Here is a 15585-nt window from a genome sequence, read left to right on the forward strand (position 1 = left end):
TCCGGGGCCGGCACCTCTTCACCGTGAGGCGGGAGGCGCTCACCGAGAAGGCCGAGAAGGCCCGGACGGCACCACGCAGGGAGATGCGGGCGTCGCGGTCGTGGGCGACGAGGCCGGTGACCATGAGGGGCAGCAGAGCGACCGTGCTTGCGACGGCGCCGCCGGGAGCGGGACGGGGTCCTCGGACCGCGTCAGGGCCAGCCCCCGCCCCGGCCGCCCCGCTTCACCCCTTGCGCCCCTGCGGGGTGAAGTTCATCAGCCACGACACCGTGCGGCTGATGTCCGTGGAGGTGAGGATGCCGACGGCTCTTCCTCCCTCCACCACCACGATCCGGTTGCGCGGACCGGGCTCCATGCGCGGCACGAGGTCGGCCAGCGGGTCCTGCGGGGCCACGACGGTGACGTCCGTGAGCGGCACCATCACCTCGTCCACCGGCACTTCCTCGGCGCGGTCCCACGGCACCTTCCTGGCGTCGTCAAGCGTCAGCAGCCCCGCGGGGACGCCGCCGTCCTGGACGACGGGGAACGCGGAGTGCCGGTAGCGGAAGGACGGACCGGAGAGGAAGTCGGCCACCGACAGCCCGGACGGCGCGGTGACCGGGTCGCGTGTCATGGCGTCCTGCACCGGGACACCGGACAGCACGCTCCGCAGCTGTGCCTGCCGCCCCTCGGCGGTCGCGGCCGCGATGACGAACCAGCCGACGATCGCCAGCCACAGCCCGCCGAAGAAGCCGCTGCTGAGGAAGAAGACGACCCCCGCCGCCACGAGGAGCCAGCCGAACACCCGCCCTGCCGCCGTCGCCCCGACGGTCGCCTTCAGCCGGTCCCCGGTGCGCCACCACAGGAAGGCGCGCAGCAGCCGTCCTCCGTCGAGGGGAGCGGCGGGAATGGTGTTGAAGACGGCGAGGAGCACGTTGATGGCGCCCAGCCAGGCCACCGACTCCACCACGAGCCCGGGAGCGGAGCCGAGGTGGAGCAGCCAGGCCAGCAGCACGAAGAGGCCGCCCAGCACCAGGCTGACGAGCGGCCCGATGCCGGCGATGCGCAGTTCCGCGGCGGGGTCGGCCGCCTCCGACTTCAGGCGGGCCGCGCCGCCGAGCAGCCACAGGACGATGTCGTCCACGTCTACGCCGTTGCGGCGGGCCACGACGGCGTGGGCGAGTTCGTGAGCGAGGAGCGAGGCGAAGAAGACGACCGCCGCGAGCAACCCGGCGGCCCAGTACGCGGCCACGGGACTGTTCGGATACGCAGCGGCGAGGCGCCCCCGGGCCAGGCCGAAGGCGATGAGGCCGAAGATGAGCAGCACGCTCCAGTGGACACCGATCCGGACACCGGCGATCCGTCCCAGTACGAAGGTCGCCCGCACGTCTTTCTCCCCTGCTCGAAGACTCTCCGAACAGACAGCCGTTCCACCTCGGCGGCCGCCTTGAACCGCCGATGGGCCGTCGGTGTGGCGCTGCCGCGGCGGCGGTGTGCCGCGGGTGTGCCGTTCCGGAACCGAAGCCCTTATCGGAGGGCTCGTCGCCCGTCCCACCCGCCGGCTCGCTGCCTGAGCGGGCCCGCCCGTGGGTATCCGCACCACAGCTACGGCTGAAGCGATGTGGCCGTGCTCCATCGTCCGCGGCCCCGGACGGCGCCGACCATGTGTGCGGGTGGCGAGGAGCCGTTGCGGCGGCCCGCGACCGCCCCGGCCGAAACCTTCAGCACCGACGACGGCCCGGCGATGCCGGACCGGCTCCGTTGCACGGCCCCCGCCGCCCAGGACGAGGAGAGAACGCATGGCAGCGATCACCTTCGAAGAGCTCCAAGTGCCCGTACCAGGGGGCCACTTGACCGTGCTGCGCTGGCCGGCGACCGTACGGCGGCCCGAGGATGCCGGTCCCGCACCCACCATTCTGGCCCTGCACGGGATCACCTCGAACGCCCTGTCGTGGGCGGGCGTCGCGCATCACCTCGCGGGCCGCGTCACGCTCGTCGCTCCCGACCTGCGCGGCCGCGCGGGGAGCAACAGCCTGCCCGGCCCGTACGGGATCGCGGTCCACGCCGACGACGCCGTGGCGCTCTGCCGCGCGCTCGGCCTGGAGAAGGTCGTCCTCGCGGGTCATTCGATGGGCGCGTTCGTCGCGGCGGTCGCCGCCGTGCGGCACCCGGAGTGCTTCCGTTCGCTCCTCCTCGTCGACGGCGGAGTCGGCTTCCCGGTGCCGGACGGTCTGACGCCCGACCAACTGGTCACCGCCGTGATCGGCCCCGCGATGGAGCGGCTGAAGACGACGTTCCCCGACCGCGACGCCTACCGCGCCTTCTGGCGCGGCCATCCCGCGTTCGCCTCCTCCTGGGAGCCGTGGACCGAGGCCCACATCCAGCGCGATCTGGTGGGCACGGAGCCGGAGTTGCGCTCCTCGTGCCGGATCGACGCCGTGCGCACGGACGGCGCGGACGCGCTCGGTGAAGCGACCACGGCAGCGGTGCACCGCCTCACCCTTCCCACCGAGATGCTCTGGGCGGAGCGCGGTCTCCTCGACGAACCCCAAGGCCTCTACGACGACGGGCGGTTGAAAGCGGCCGGCATCGGCGACACGATGATCCGTACGCGCATGGTTCCCGGCACGAACCACTACACCCTGCTGCTGGGCGACGAGGGCGCCGGCACGGTCGCCGGCAGCCTCCTCGCGGCGACAGAAGCGCCACGGGCGGAGCGCTCGTAGGGGCTCGTAGGCAGCTCCGGGAACGGAAAGCGGGGTGCGATGAGCGAGATCGTGTTGATGTCGGATCCCAGGGTCGCGGCCGTCGCCGTCGAGGAGTGCGGCGAGCCTCTGGCAGACTGCCGCCGCGCGCTCCGCGTCGACGGACGCCGCTCCGACTCCGAGGGCAACTGGGCACATCTGCGGGCAGGGGTGCTCGAACGGCTCGTCCGTGCACAGGAGTTGCTCCCGGACGACTGGCAGTGGCTTCTGGTGGAGGGGCATCGCCCTCCCGCCCTGCAACGGAGCATCTTCGACGGGTATGCGGCTTCGCTGCGGAAGCTGCGTCCCGAAGCACCGGAGGCCGCCCTCAGGAAGGCGACGACGCGCTGGGTCGCCCCGATGGAGACCGCCGGTCATGTCGCCGGGGCCGCCGTCGATCTCACCGTCTGCACCCGGGACGGAACCGAAGTCGACATGGGCTGCCCCGAGGCGGCCACGCCGGAGGAGAGCGGCGGCGCCTGCTACACGCAGGCACCGGGCCTCCCCGCGCATGCGCGGCGAAACCGTGCGGTGATGATCGAGGCCCTCGAAGCGGTGGGCATGGTCAACTACCCCACCGAATGGTGGCATTGGTCGTACGGTGACCGGTACTGGGCTTTCGTGACAGAGGCTTCTGGTGCTTTCTACGGTCCGTGCGACCTCGGCTGAGAAGCTCGACCGCGCCGGGACGGCGGGCACCCGCACCGGTGAGGACGCGAACACGTCCGGCACGTGCGGCAGTCAGGGCAGCAGGCTGTGTTCCGATTTCACCCCCGGCAGCCCGGGGGAACGGGCGATTTCCTGCTCGGCCGCATCGATGATCGCCAGAATGGCCGCGGACGCCTCGGCCGGCCGCCCGCCCGCGACGGCTTCCGCGAGTGCCCGGTGGGCCGGGAGCGAGGCCTCGACGGCGCCCGGCGTCAGAGAACTCACGGCGAAGCTGTGTGCCAGGGCGACTTCGAGCGCGCGCCCCAGCGAGCCGAGGAGCCGGTTGCCGCTGGCGTCCAGCAGCGCCCGGTGGAAGGCCATGTCGGCCTCGACGAACTCCTCGGAGCCCGGGTGCGCGGCGGCGGCCTCCATCGCGTCCAGCGCCTCCGACATGGCACGTATGTGTCCGGGGCCGGCACGCCCTGCCGCGAGCCGGGCGGCCTCGGGTTCGACGGCACGCCGCAGTTCGCCGGTGTCGCGCAGCAACTGCACCGGCCCACAGGCCTGTTGCCATTGCAGCAGGTCGCGGTCGAGATGATCCCAGTGGCTGCTGGGCAGTACGTGCGTGCCGGTGCGGGGGCGGGTGCGCAGCATCCCCTTGGCGGCGAGGACCTTGACCGCCTCGCGCAGCGCGCCACGGCTCACGCCGAGTTCGGCGGCGAGCGTGTCCTCGACGGGCAGCGGCCGGTCCGGGGCGAGCTGACCTTTCACGATGCGCCGGCCGAGCTCGTCGACGACTCTCTGGTGCTTGGTCCGGTACCGCTCCACGATCTTTGTTCACCCCCTGGACGCGTCCACCGAATCATTCGATGATTGCCGCCACATTACCCGCCGCCCCCCCCGACCGGCACGAAAGAGACGTTCCCCATGACGCACACCGACGACCGAAGCGGCACCGGCAGCTCTGCCGCAGGCCCCTTCCCTCTGAACACCCGCAACCTCCCGCCACCCGAAGTGCGCGAGATGCCGCCGCCTCCACGCAAGACGTGGAAGATCATCGGGCCAGGCATCGTCGGCGCGGGTGTGGGGCTGGCCTCCGGCGAGTTCATCCTCTGGCCGTACATCGCCTCGCAGGTCGGCCTCGTCTTCCTGTGGGGTGCCGTCGTCGGCGTCGTCACCCAGTGGTTCCTGAACATGGAGATCGAGCGCTACACGCTCGCCACCGGTGAGACCGCGATGACGGGCTTCAACCGGTACTGGCGGCACTGGGGCGCGGTGATGGCGCTGCTGACGTATGCGTCGAACCTCTGGCCGGGCTGGGTCACCAGTTCCGCCACGATGGCCTCGTACGTCTTCGGCGGCAATCCCGCCTACATAGCGATCGCCCTGCTGCTGGCCATCGGCGCGATCCTCACGCTCGCCCCGGTCGTCTACACCGCTCTGGAAGGCCTGCTGTTCGTGAAGGTCGCGGTGATCGGCGGCTTCTTCGCCCTGGCGGTCATCTTCGCCGTGAAGGCGTCCAGCTGGGCGGACCTGCCGCAGGGCGCCACCCACGTCGGCCAGTTCCCCACCGACCTCGGCGTGGCCGTGCTCATGGGCGCAGTCGCCTACGCGGGAGCGGGCGGCGGACAGAACCTCTGCCAGAGCAACTGGATCCGCGACAAGGGCTTCGGCATGGGCCACTACGTGCCGCGGCTGGTCAGCCCCGTGACGGGCAAGAGCGAGGAGGACGCCGCAGCCACCACCGGGTACGTCTTCGTTCCCGACGAGGAGAACATGGCGCGGTGGAAGCGCTGGTGGCGGTTCGCGAACATGGAGCAGGCCGTGACCTTCGGCGCGGTCACCGTGCTGACGATCGTGCTCTCCTCGCTCCTCGCCCACTCCACGCTCTTCGGAACGGAGGGCCTGGCCAACGACATCAGCTTCCTGCAGAAGGAGGGCGAAGCCCTCCAGGCTCAGGTCGGCGACTGGTTCGGCGTCCTGTTCTGGCTGATCGGCGCGTTCTCGCTGTTCACCGCGGCGACGGGCATCGTCGACTACACCAGCAGGCTCGCCTCCGACGTCCTGAAGTCGACCTACATGCGCAACTCCCGGCTCTCCGAGAGCCGGCTGTACTTCTACCTGGTGTGGGCGATCGTCGCCGTCGGCATCTTCGTCCTGCTGACGGTGACCGACCAGCCGCTGGTGCTGCTGGTGATCTCCGCCTGCGTGGCCGGAATGATGATGTTCGTATACGCCGGTCTGCTGCTCTACATGAACCGCAAGGCACTGCCGGGGCCACTCAAGGTGCGCGGTGTCCGTGTCGCCGCGCTCATCTGGGTCATCGTGCTCTTCGGTGTGCTGTCGGTCCTGACGGTGCGGCAGCAGATCATGGACATCTTCGGCTGACGCGTCGCCCGGGCCGCCTGGGCGGCCGGCCAGGTGGCCGGCGGCCCGGGCGGGCGGGGCGCACGGACGGCGAACCCCCGGGTGTCCTTCTCCCGGGGGTGTCGATGACCGGGTGGGCCGAGGGCCGGGCACGGCCCGCGGCCCGGAGCCCGGACCCGGACCCGGACCCGGAACCTCGGTGTCCCAACCTCCGCGAATGCTCGCGCAGTTCACCGCAAGCGCTGAGGCCGCGTCACCTGTGGGCCTACAGTGACCCGCATGTCAGACGCCTCGTTCCCCGCCGACGCCGATGTGGCGGGGATCGGCACGCGGATGCTTCACCTGCGTGTGCAACGCGGCCTGACGCAGACGGAGTTGGCGGGCGACCGGTTCACCCGGGCATATGTGTCGTCGATCGAGGGCGGCAAGCGCACCCCCTCACCGGCAGCGGCCGCGTATTTCGCCGTCCGGCTCGGCACCGACCTCGAAGACCTCTGTTTCGGCTACCCCCCGGGCAGGCGCCGCGCCTTACGGGCCGAGGCCGCCGAGGCACGCGTCGCCCTGTCCGGCGGCGACACGGAACTGGCGTCCTCGGTCTACGAGGCTCTGGCCGCGGAGGCGGAGAGGCATCGGGACCGGACGCTGCGGGCGCTCGGCCGGTACGGGCTCGGGCTCGTGGCCCGCCACCGGGGAGACCCCGCCGCGGGCGGCGCACTGTTCGACGAGGCCTACGCACTGCTGCACGACCAGGCTCTCGCCGAGCGGCTTCCGGCGCTGATGGGCCGCCTGTGGGCTCTGTTCGCCGCCGGGTCCATCGATGACGCGCTCACACTCGTCGAGGAACACCTGCGCGAGGCCGTACGGACCTGCGAACCGACGGCGGAGTTCGCCCTCCTCGCGGCGTGCGGCCTCCCCCATGTGGAGCGTGGCGACCTGAGGCGCGCCGGGGCCGTCACCGACGCGGCGCTGGAGCGTGCCGCGGACGTGAGCGCGCCAGATGTCCTCGCCCAGGGCTACTACCACATCAACCGGGTTCTCGTGGCGCAGGGAAGGTACGACGAGGCGGAACAGACGATCGTGCGTGCCACGGCCCTGTACGAGCAACTGCGTCTGCGCACGGAAGTGGGCACGTGCCGGTTCGCCCACGGTTTCCTCACCGCGCGCCGTGGCCGGCTCGCGGAGGCCGAAGGGCAGTTGCGCGAGGCCCGGGGCATCCTGCGCGGGACCGGCGCCGTCCAGCGACGCATCAACGCCACCGCGGAACTGGCAGACGTCGTACGGAAGTCGGGGCGGCCCGGGGAGGCCGCCGAACTCGTCGGCGAATGCCGCTCCGCCCTGGCGCCCAGCCGCCAGGATCCCGAGCAGGCCGCCGAACTGGACCGCATCGAGGCACGGATCGCCGTCGACCGGGGTGACGCCGCTGCCGCCGAGGCCCTCTTCCGCTCCGCCATCGAGCGCTACCTGGAGGTGGGTGCCACGCTCGAAGCCATCGGGACGTGCCGGCTTCTCGGCGACCAGCTGCTGCGGAGGGGGCGCACGCAAGAGGCAGCCGCGGTCTACCGGCGCGGACTGGCGGCCCTGGAAGGCGTGTGAGAACGGCTGCTTCGGGCCCTGCCGTCCCGGGGCCGCCGCTCACCGGCCACTTGGCCGGAACGTCAACTTCCTTACCGCACACGGCTCTTGACGCCCTCTGTGGCGGCCTCCACACTTCTCGGCAGCAGGGTAACAGCTTCCATAACCCTTGTTGACAACTGCGGTGCGCCCCCTGTCCCGGCGCTGTGTCCTCGACCCCGCTCGACGAGGAGCAGCGGAGCCCGAGGCGACGGCGCGCCGGGTCAACTCGACGGAAAGCAACTTCAGTTGTTGCCCCGTGTACCACCTGACCAGTCGCACACCTGCGTGCCGCCCCACGCCCTGCCCAGGGCAGAGCACGCAGCAGCCCGGTCCGCACACGTCCGAGATCCGGTTCAGGAAAGGTCTGGTGCACTTCCATGCGAACTGTCACGCGCCGTCTGAGCGCACTCGTCCCGGCTGTCACGCTGCTGGCGGGCATGCAGATGGCCGGCTCCCCCGCCCACAGTGCGACACCCCCCTCCGCCGACGTCCGGCTGGCCGCCTCCGGGACAGCGATCCCGGGCAGCTGGATCGTCACCCTCAAGGACGGCACCCGATCGACGAGTTCCGTCGCGGATGAACTGACCAAGCGCGGCGACGGCCGTCTCTCGCACGTCTACGGTGACGTGCTGAACGGCTTCTCCGCGAAGATGACCAAGGCGCAGGCGCAGAAGCTGGCCGCCGACCCCCGGGTCGCTCTCGTGGAGCAGGACTCCAAGGTCACGGTCAGCGACACCCAGCCCGACGCCACGTGGGGCATCGACCGGATCGACCAGCGGGACCTTCCGCTGAGCGGCACGTACACCTACAACACGACGGCTTCGGGCGTGAACGTCTACGTCATCGACACCGGAGTGCGCACCTCGCACAGCGAGTTCGGCGGCCGGGCGTCCATCGGCACCGACACCGTCGGCGACGGCCAGAACGGAAACGACTGCAACGGGCACGGCACTCACGTCGCGGGCACCGCCGCCGGTGCCACGTACGGCGTGGCGAAGGACGCCTCCGTCGTCGGCGTCCGCGTCCTGAACTGCAACGGTTCCGGCAGCACCTCCGGTGTGATCGCGGGCGTCGACTGGGTCACCGCCAACGCCGCCAAGCCCGCCGTCGCGAACATGAGCCTCGGCGGCGGCGCCAGCGACACACTCGACGCCGCCGTGCGCAACTCCGTCGCCTCCGGCGTCACTTATGCCCTCGCAGCCGGCAACGGCAACTTCCTCGGCATGCCCCAGGACGCATGCACCGTCAGCCCCGCCCGTGTGACCGAGGCGATCACGGTCGGCGCCACGGACAGCTCGGACACCCGCGCGTACTTCTCCAACTACGGCACCTGCGTCGACCTGTTCGCCCCCGGCGTGGACGTGACGTCCGCATGGAAGGACAGCGACACCTCCACGAACACCATCAGCGGCACCTCCATGGCCTCGCCGCACACGGCCGGCGTCGCCGCCCTCTACCTGGCCGACCACCCGGACGCCTCCCCCGCCGAGGTCCGGGACGCCCTCGTGGACAACGCCACGAACGACAAGGTCCAGGACCCGATGGCCGGTTCGCCGAACAAGCTCCTGCACAGCTTGTTCTGACCCGGCAGGTCCGGTGGCGGGAAGCCTCCCGCCTCCTCGCCCCGGGCCGACAGCTCCGGCCCGGCGCCGCGCAGCCTGAGCTGTGCCCGCCGGGCCGGGACCCACGCACGACGGCTCGCATCGCCAGACCCGTCGGGCGCGCCCCTCCGCGCCCGACGGGGCCACCCCCTGCTCCCGACCCAGGAGTTGCCATGCGACTTCGTACACTCCGAAAACGATCCTCGCCCTGCCTTCGGCGGGCGGTAGCCCCAACCTGCGCCGCCCTCCTGGCGCTCGCACTCGCGGCGCCGCTGACCGCCACCACAACCGCCAGTGCCTCTCCCCCGGACCGGCCGTCGAGCGCGACAGTCGACGAGGACATCAGGCAGTACGAGATCCACGGACCGTCCACCCCCGCCGACCGCAGCGCGCTCGCCGCCACCGGGGTCCCGGTGGACGAGGTCCGCGACCACTCCGTCGTCGTCAGTGCCGACCCGGCGCAGGCCCGCAGCCTGCGCAAGCTCGGACACACGCTGAAGAAGCTGAGCGGGCCCCCGGCGCGCACCGGCGAACAGGCCCGCAAGCCAGGGGACTTCCCGCCCTCCGACTCCGGCTACCACAACTACGCCGAGGCGATGGCGGAGATCGACCAGCGCATCGCGCAGCATCCGTCCATCATGAGCAAGCAGGTCATCGGCAAGTCCTACGAGGGCCGGGACATCATCGCCGTCAAGATCAGCGACAACGTCGGCACCGACGAGGACGAGCCCGAAGTCCTCTTCACCCACCACCAGCACGCCCGCGAGCACCTCACCGTCGAGATGGCGCTGTACCTGCTGCGCGAGTTCGGCGAGGACTACGCGACGGACTCCCGGATCGCCGACGCCGTCAACGGCCGCGAGATCTGGATCGTGCCCGACCTCAACCCGGACGGTGGCGAGTACGACATCGAATCCGGCTCGTACCGCAGCTGGCGAAAGAACCGGCAGCCCAACTCCGGCTCCAGCTCGGTGGGTACGGACCTGAACCGCAACTGGGCCTACAAGTTCGGCTGCTGCGGCGGCTCTTCGGGCAGCCCGAGCTCCGAGACCTACCGGGGGCCGGCCGCCGAGTCCGCGCCCGAGGTGCAGGTCGTCGCCGACTTCGCACGCTCCCGGGTGGTCGGCGGCGAGCAGCAGATCAGGGCGGCCATCGACTTCCACACCTACAGCGAACTGGTGCTGTGGCCCTACGGGTACACCTACGACGACACCGCCGAAGGTCTCACCCAGGACGACCGCGACGCCTTCGCCGCCGTCGGCGAGAAGATGGCCGCCAGCAACGGCTACACCCCCGAGCAGTCCAGCGACCTCTACATCACGGACGGGTCGGTCGACGACTGGCTGTGGGGCGACCAGAAGATCTTCGGCTACACCTACGAGATGTATCCGAAGAGCTTCCTGGAGGGCGGCTTCTACCCGCCCGACGACGTCATCGAGCGCGAGACGAGCCGCAACCGGGACGCGGTGCTCCAGCTGATCGAGAACGCCGACTGCATGTACCGCTCCATCGGCAAGGAAGCGGAGTACTGCGCGGAGGCGTGACGACCGGAGGGCGGGGAGGCGGGGGCGCGAAGCGCCGCTCCCCACTTTCCCGCCCGACTCCGGACCTCACGGTGCTGCTCCCACCGGTACCGCTTCCGCTCCTCCGGCCGCCCTGGCGCGCGCCGAACTGGTCGGAAGCAGGGCGCGCTGCGCCGGGCGGCCTGCGGATGATCTGCCAGGAGGAGGGACTGGACGATGTGGCGTGAGAATGGGATGCAATGCAAGTCGGGGCTGCCGCACGTGAGTTGCGGCAGCCCCGCACGTCACGGACGGATCAGTCGAACGCGGCGACCGCCATCCCGATGAATCCGGCCCAGGCCGTCGGCGTGACAGCGAGGACCGGCCCGGCGGCGACCTTCGAGTCCCGGATGTGCACCCCGGCTGCGGTGGCTGCGACCTCCACGCACTCCCCGCCGCCACCATCGCTGTAACTGCTCTTGAACCAGGCCGACTCCGGAACGACCGACCCAGGATTCTTGATGCTCATCCCACTCCCAGCAGATCTTCGATGAAAGCCAGGGACTCGCACGGGGTGAGCCCCTGTGACCGCAGGATGCTATAGCGCGATTCCAGCTCATGGACCTTCCGATGGCCCGTGTACATCCGACTGTCCTCCTGCACCTCGGTGTACGCAATCCGCTCACCCTCGGCGGTCTCGATCAAGGTGAACGGTCCGCCCATCGCTGCGTGGTCCTCCCGGTCGGTGGGCATGACCTGGACCTCCACATTGCGCTGCTGCCCCATCAGCAGAATCTGCTCCAACTGCCCCCGCAGTACGCCACGGCCGCCCATCGGTTTCCGGAGTACCACTTCCTCGATCATGAAGCTCAGCAGTGGTGCCGGCTTGCGGGTGAAGATGTCCTGACGGGCCATCCGCGCCGCCAGCCGCTGATCGATGACCTCCTCGTCCAGCATGGGCCGACGCATCCGGAAGACGGCTCCGGCGTACTCGGCGGTCTGCAACAACCCCGGAACGGCATGGTTCGCATACACGCACAGGCCGATCGCCTTGGCCTCCAGCCGCGCCATGTCCCGGAAGAACGCCGGATATTGGGCTCGCGCGACTTCTTCCTTGAGCGCCCTGAGCACGCCCCCGGCCCCCAACACCTCGTCCGCGCTGTCGATGAACCGCGGGGGCGGAATGCGCCGTCCCTGCTCGAACGACGCGATCGACTGCGGCGCATAGCCCGTCCGCTTCCCGAACTCCGGCCGGTCCAGGCCTGCCTGGGTACGCAACAACTTCAACTGCCGCCCGAACGCCACCAATACGCCCATGCCCGGCTCATCCTCGAGCCCCGTACCGGCGTCTCGCGACCCACCCTGACCCTGTGTCATGTGCACCCCCGCTGCGTCGACGAGCACTCCCCGGTGCCAACGCCGCCCCCACCAGGTCCGTCACGCCACCGACCGCGTACAACGACCGCGCCGGCGCGTACAACGGCCCCTTGCGCTCACCAATGCACGGCCGCGTGTGAGAGCGCCCCATCAGGGTTCGTGGGTGGGCCCAGCCTGTCCGGTGGGTGGTGAAGTGAACGCGCTGGGCGCCTGCCACGCAGGGAAGCTCTCCCTACGGACGCGATTCGGGAGGGTCGACCGACGGGCGGAAGAACAGCCATTGACCCTGGGTCCCGAACGTCTGCCGGTGGTATCCGATCTCCTCGGCGATCCGATCCGCGTCCTTGTCTCGCAGCTTCGTGTATTTATGCGGGTTCAAGCCGATGTGGCCGCGCCGGCTGGGAGTCCCCGAACGCAGGTCCGTAAGAAAGACCTCTACCTGCTCCTCGTAGGAGTGCTTCCGCATCTTCCAGCCCTCCAAGAAGGTGAAGAAGAGCGACAGGACGAACATGACGCCTACGGCGCCAAGCACCCACCAACCCCAACCGCCGAACTCACCCCCCGGCGGTGCTGCGATCACCACTGCGTTCCCCAAAGATGATGGCACGTGACCCCCAAGATGGACTCGACTCCTTCGCAGCTGCATCCACTGCACCGTCACACTCCCGCGCCAGCGTCATCCGAACGTTTCCCTGATGTCCTCCCGGATCTGCTGAGCAGCCTGAAGTTCCTTCTCCGGGGGCGGCTCGGGAGGGGCAGTGAAGGAGACGCCGGCGGCGAACACCGTTGCCAGTTCGAGGAATTCGTCGCCGTGGTCCAAGTCCTCTGTCGCGAAGGAAATGGAAACGGCTTCGGGACTGTGAGGGAAGGCAAGCTGGAAAGTGACTGTACGCACTTGCGACAGCGTGTCTTCCTCAATGCCGAACACCATCCCCGGGACGCTCATTTCGTGACCGGCGACGATGACGGCTGCCACTCCCGCAGGGAGCTCCACCAGTCCCTGGTGCGTGCCCTTGGGAGGAGGGTCCTGAGATTCAAGGACGCTGAGCGGGTACAGGTGCGGGTCGCTTGGAGGACGTGGCACCACTGCGATCTGGCAGACGCCGGAGACCAGTTCATCGTCATCAGTGCGCAGCAGGAATGAACTGAAGTGCACGACTCCGTCGTCGGCGAGCTTGGCGAGTGAGGCTTCGAAACTGAGGGCGGTGACTGCCACTTGCTCGGGCGTTGCGGAAGGATGGAGCTCGGAAAGATCGGCAACGACCTGATCGAACCGCTCCTCCGGGGGCTGTGCGAAGTCGACCGGGCGAAACCCCTCGGGTATCCGGTACCAGAGAGGGATGGACTCGGGGGCGAGTCCGGCGCTTTCCGTGGGAGCAGCCGTCACAGGGCCCTCGCAATGGAAGAGATCTTACTCAACGGACCCCCTGCTGCCATTCCTCCGCCCACAAGAGCGTTGTTCGCAAGGGTACCCTTAGTTGCGGCATCCGCTGTGCTGTCGCTGGAATCCCACAGAGTCGCCGCTGTAGGTGCGCCGAGCCCTCCCGTCACCACAGCCTGGGTGACATCGGCAGCGGTACCAGCCGCTGCACGGGAGGCACCCATCGCAGCTGCTCCCTTCTCCACCGTGAGCTGGAACACCGGATTCAATGGGTCCGCCGCTTTGGAATACTCCTTGAAGTGAGCGGCACCATTCCGTACCGCATGCACCACACGGGAAGCACCGGTGGCCCCCTTCGCGGCTTCGCCCGCCTCCACGATCCCTCGGACGTTCTTCATCCCCGTGCCCACCAGCTTCGCGGCGTTGGCACCACGGCCGGTGGCAATTGCCGCCTTGGCGCCTTTGACAGCGGGGCCCACACCCGGAACGGCCCCCAGCACGTCTCCGCCAAGGGTGGCCCACTCGCCCATGTTCTTGGATGTGGGCGGCCACATGTCCTTGCCGCTCTTGGCGTACTGGTAGGCATGCTGTCCAGCCGCGGCCAGGCTCAGGCCGATCGCAACCGGCGCGAGGACCGGCACGAAGATGGCGGCAATGCCTGCGATCGTGGCCGCGACCGTAAGCACATCGCCGCCGTGCTTGTCCCACCAGTCCGAGACCTTGGACCAGAACCCTCCGTCCGGGGCGTGGTCCTCGGCGTGCTTGCGTATCTGGTCCGCATGATCCTGAGCGGTATCGGAGTGGCTGCGCTCCAACTTCTCCGCCGCGTCGATGAGTTCCTGGAGTTCCGTCTGGGCACGGTCCAATCGGCTCCACGCCGACTGGACTTCGCTGTTGGCGGCATCAAGACGATGCTGTGCGCTGTCGAGTTCACCCTTGCTACTGAAGCTCTGCCCGGCAAGCTGGAGGTCGGGGTTCTTCCGCGCCGCGTCGTACTTCGACTGCGCAGCCTTCATCTGTTGCCGCGCCTTCTTCGCGTCCGCCTCGTAGTGCGCCGCCTTCGTCTTCATCCCGTCGAGCGAGTCGCTCCAGGACTGGATCTCCTTACTGGCTCCTTGCAGGGAATCCTTCGCGTCCGCAAGGTACTTGGGGAGATCGGCGATCTTGTCGACGAAGTTCTCCTGGGCCTTGCCCTTCCAGTGCGAGCTTTCTTTCGTCAAGGAATCCAGCAGGTCATGGGTTTCCTTGAGGGTCTTGGCCGTCCCCTTGAGGTGCGTCGCGAGATTGGTCGCCAAACGCGGGTGTCCCGGTGTGGGGTTCCAACCCAATCCGCTCCAGTCGTCCGCCATTATCGCCCCCGTGTAGATTGCGTAAGACTCTTGTGGATCTCTGATTCAGTTTTCTCGTAGTTCTTCAGAATCGCATCGATACCCTCCTCCAGGATCTCAATGCGCTTCTTCGTCTCGTTCAGCCCGTGCTCCCAGTCGTCCTCGAAGTCATCGCAGGCACTGTCGAGCGAACGCTTGCCCAGGTTTTTGGGTCCTGTGTCCTTCATGCGTCGCAAGGACTCCTCAAGCCGGTCCTTGCTCTCGGCCAACTTCTTCTTGAGTTGGCGCAGTTCAGACAGATCAACTTGAAAGTCAGCTTGTGCCACACTTCTCCCCGTTCCGTGTGCTTTAGAGTTTCTTACACCCCGGTGGCACCTCGGTGGCCCTCATTCCCGGAGTCATCGCGAATCTTTTTGCTCATCACTGAAATCCTCCGATCGGAGGAAGAGCCAATTCCCCTTGGTCCCGAACGTCTGCCGGTAGTATCCGGCTTCATCGGCAATCCGATCCGCGTCTTCGTCCGTCAGTTTGGTGTACTTGACCGGATTCATACGGATGTGGCCGCGAACAGTGACAGCCCCGCTTCGAAGATCCTTGAGGAAGACCTCCACCTGGTCCTCGTAGGAAAGCTTTCGAATCTTCCAGCCCTCAAAGAACTTGACAAAGACCGCCACGATCCACAGGGCGCCGACGGCGCCGAGAGCCCACCAACCCCAACCGCCGAATTCACCCCCCGCTACTGCGATCACCACTGCTGTCTCCACGGACGGTGCCATGCGAACTCCCAAGGCAGAGGACTGGACGACCCAGGACGCAGGAACGGTCGAGCAGCTCAGAAGAGGGCGTCATCGCGCCCTCGTACATGGCCGCGCGGCCGGCCCCGTTCGCGCAGCGTCATACAGCATGTCGGCGACCGAACCCCCGTCCCCGTGGTCGCGGCTGCAACTTCATCAATCTCAGCCAACTCTGACCGTATCCCAGTCCCTTGGGAACCTGCACGACCGGGGCAGCGCTTCGCCTGAGGGCAGGCGAGGGTGGACCGTG

The 15585-nt window shown here is 68.8% G+C and carries 15 protein-coding genes; 6 read left to right on the top strand and 9 right to left on the bottom strand.

Annotated elements, in window-relative coordinates; genetic code table 11:
- Positions 1–223: 223 nt before the first annotated feature.
- A complete protein-coding gene (locus tag EV375_RS26295) occupies positions 224–1366 on the bottom strand; it encodes a site-2 protease family protein (protein WP_130302425.1) in 1143 nt (380 codons plus the stop codon).
- Between the two features lie 412 nt (positions 1367–1778).
- Between EV375_RS26295 and EV375_RS26300 the strand changes: the two genes are divergently transcribed.
- Entirely contained in the window at positions 1779–2705 is a 927-nt protein-coding gene (locus tag EV375_RS26300; RefSeq protein ID WP_130302426.1) for an alpha/beta fold hydrolase, read from the top strand.
- Between the two features lie 39 nt (positions 2706–2744).
- The gene (locus tag EV375_RS26305) at positions 2745–3392 is read left to right on the top strand and encodes a M15 family metallopeptidase (RefSeq protein WP_130302427.1); all 648 of its coding nucleotides are present in this window, start codon (positions 2745–2747) and stop codon (positions 3390–3392) included.
- Between the two features lie 72 nt (positions 3393–3464).
- On the opposite strand, the gene EV375_RS26310 is transcribed toward EV375_RS26305, so the two are convergent.
- On the bottom strand, positions 3465–4199 hold the full coding sequence (locus EV375_RS26310; protein ID WP_486588820.1) for a FadR/GntR family transcriptional regulator: 735 nt from the start codon (positions 4197–4199) through the stop codon (positions 3465–3467).
- Between the two features lie 99 nt (positions 4200–4298).
- On the opposite strand from EV375_RS26310, the gene EV375_RS26315 reads away from it, so the two are divergent.
- The 4 genes from EV375_RS26315 to EV375_RS26330 all read left to right on the top strand — a co-directional run bounded on the left by EV375_RS26315 (position 4299) and on the right by EV375_RS26330 (position 10497).
- A complete protein-coding gene (locus tag EV375_RS26315; protein ID WP_207228470.1) occupies positions 4299–5759 on the top strand; it encodes an Nramp family divalent metal transporter in 1461 nt (486 codons plus the stop codon).
- A gap of 258 nt (positions 5760–6017) precedes the next feature.
- Positions 6018–7331 (top strand): helix-turn-helix domain-containing protein, encoded by a 1314-nt coding sequence (locus EV375_RS26320; protein WP_130302428.1) that lies wholly within the window; start codon positions 6018–6020, stop codon positions 7329–7331.
- Between the two features lie 398 nt (positions 7332–7729).
- Entirely contained in the window at positions 7730–8935 is a 1206-nt protein-coding gene (locus tag EV375_RS26325; protein ID WP_130302429.1) for a S8 family peptidase, read from the top strand.
- Positions 8936–9126: 191 nt separating this feature from the next.
- The gene (locus EV375_RS26330) at positions 9127–10497 is read left to right on the top strand and encodes a M14 family metallopeptidase (RefSeq protein WP_130302430.1); all 1371 of its coding nucleotides are present in this window, start codon (positions 9127–9129) and stop codon (positions 10495–10497) included.
- A gap of 274 nt (positions 10498–10771) precedes the next feature.
- Here the strand turns inward: EV375_RS26330 and EV375_RS26335 are convergent, their stop codons facing one another.
- From EV375_RS26335 to EV375_RS26365, 7 genes are all read right to left on the bottom strand, one after another.
- Positions 10772–10984 (bottom strand): DUF397 domain-containing protein, encoded by a 213-nt coding sequence (locus EV375_RS26335; protein ID WP_130302431.1) that lies wholly within the window; start codon positions 10982–10984, stop codon positions 10772–10774.
- On the bottom strand, positions 10981–11832 hold the full coding sequence (locus EV375_RS26340; RefSeq protein ID WP_130302432.1) for a Scr1 family TA system antitoxin-like transcriptional regulator: 852 nt from the start codon (positions 11830–11832) through the stop codon (positions 10981–10983). Before EV375_RS26340 ends, EV375_RS26335 begins: the two co-directional genes overlap by 4 nt.
- 232 nt (positions 11833–12064) lie before the next feature.
- Entirely contained in the window at positions 12065–12364 is a 300-nt protein-coding gene (locus EV375_RS26345) for a hypothetical protein (RefSeq protein WP_130302433.1), read from the bottom strand.
- 144 nt (positions 12365–12508) lie between these two features.
- The gene (locus EV375_RS26350; protein WP_130302434.1) at positions 12509–13219 is read right to left on the bottom strand and encodes a hypothetical protein; all 711 of its coding nucleotides are present in this window, start codon (positions 13217–13219) and stop codon (positions 12509–12511) included.
- Positions 13216–14562 carry a putative T7SS-secreted protein gene (locus EV375_RS26355; RefSeq protein ID WP_130302435.1) on the bottom strand — a complete coding sequence of 449 codons (1347 nt, stop codon included), beginning with the start codon at positions 14560–14562 and terminating at the stop codon, positions 13216–13218. Before EV375_RS26355 ends, EV375_RS26350 begins: the two co-directional genes overlap by 4 nt.
- Positions 14562–14867 carry a hypothetical protein gene (locus EV375_RS26360; RefSeq protein ID WP_130302436.1) on the bottom strand — a complete coding sequence of 102 codons (306 nt, stop codon included), beginning with the start codon at positions 14865–14867 and terminating at the stop codon, positions 14562–14564. The genes EV375_RS26355 and EV375_RS26360 overlap by 1 nt, the downstream gene beginning before the upstream one ends.
- A gap of 72 nt (positions 14868–14939) precedes the next feature.
- Positions 14940–15293 (bottom strand): hypothetical protein, encoded by a 354-nt coding sequence (locus EV375_RS26365; protein WP_130302437.1) that lies wholly within the window; start codon positions 15291–15293, stop codon positions 14940–14942.
- Between the last annotated feature and the right edge of the window lie 292 nt (positions 15294–15585).

This window comes from Streptomyces sp. CNZ301 (assembly GCF_004217425.1).

What these genes read in the sequence shown, in the direction of transcription:
- EV375_RS26300 (WP_130302426.1), top strand. Translation starts at nt 1,779, where the DNA reads ATGGCAGCGATCACCTTCGAAGAGCTCCAAGTGCCCGTACCAGGGGGC.
- EV375_RS26305 (WP_130302427.1), top strand. Translation starts at nt 2,745, where the DNA reads ATGAGCGAGATCGTGTTGATGTCGGATCCCAGGGTCGCGGCCGTCGCC.
- EV375_RS26315 (WP_207228470.1), top strand. Translation starts at nt 4,299, where the DNA reads ATGACGCACACCGACGACCGAAGCGGCACCGGCAGCTCTGCCGCAGGC.
- EV375_RS26320 (WP_130302428.1), top strand. Translation starts at nt 6,018, where the DNA reads ATGTCAGACGCCTCGTTCCCCGCCGACGCCGATGTGGCGGGGATCGGC.
- EV375_RS26325 (WP_130302429.1), top strand. Translation starts at nt 7,730, where the DNA reads ATGCGAACTGTCACGCGCCGTCTGAGCGCACTCGTCCCGGCTGTCACG.
- EV375_RS26330 (WP_130302430.1), top strand. Translation starts at nt 9,127, where the DNA reads ATGCGACTTCGTACACTCCGAAAACGATCCTCGCCCTGCCTTCGGCGG.
- EV375_RS26335 (WP_130302431.1), bottom strand. Translation starts at nt 10,984, where the DNA reads ATGAGCATCAAGAATCCTGGGTCGGTCGTTCCGGAGTCGGCCTGGTTC.
- EV375_RS26340 (WP_130302432.1), bottom strand. Translation starts at nt 11,832, where the DNA reads ATGACACAGGGTCAGGGTGGGTCGCGAGACGCCGGTACGGGGCTCGAG.
- EV375_RS26355 (WP_130302435.1), bottom strand. Translation starts at nt 14,562, where the DNA reads ATGGCGGACGACTGGAGCGGATTGGGTTGGAACCCCACACCGGGACAC.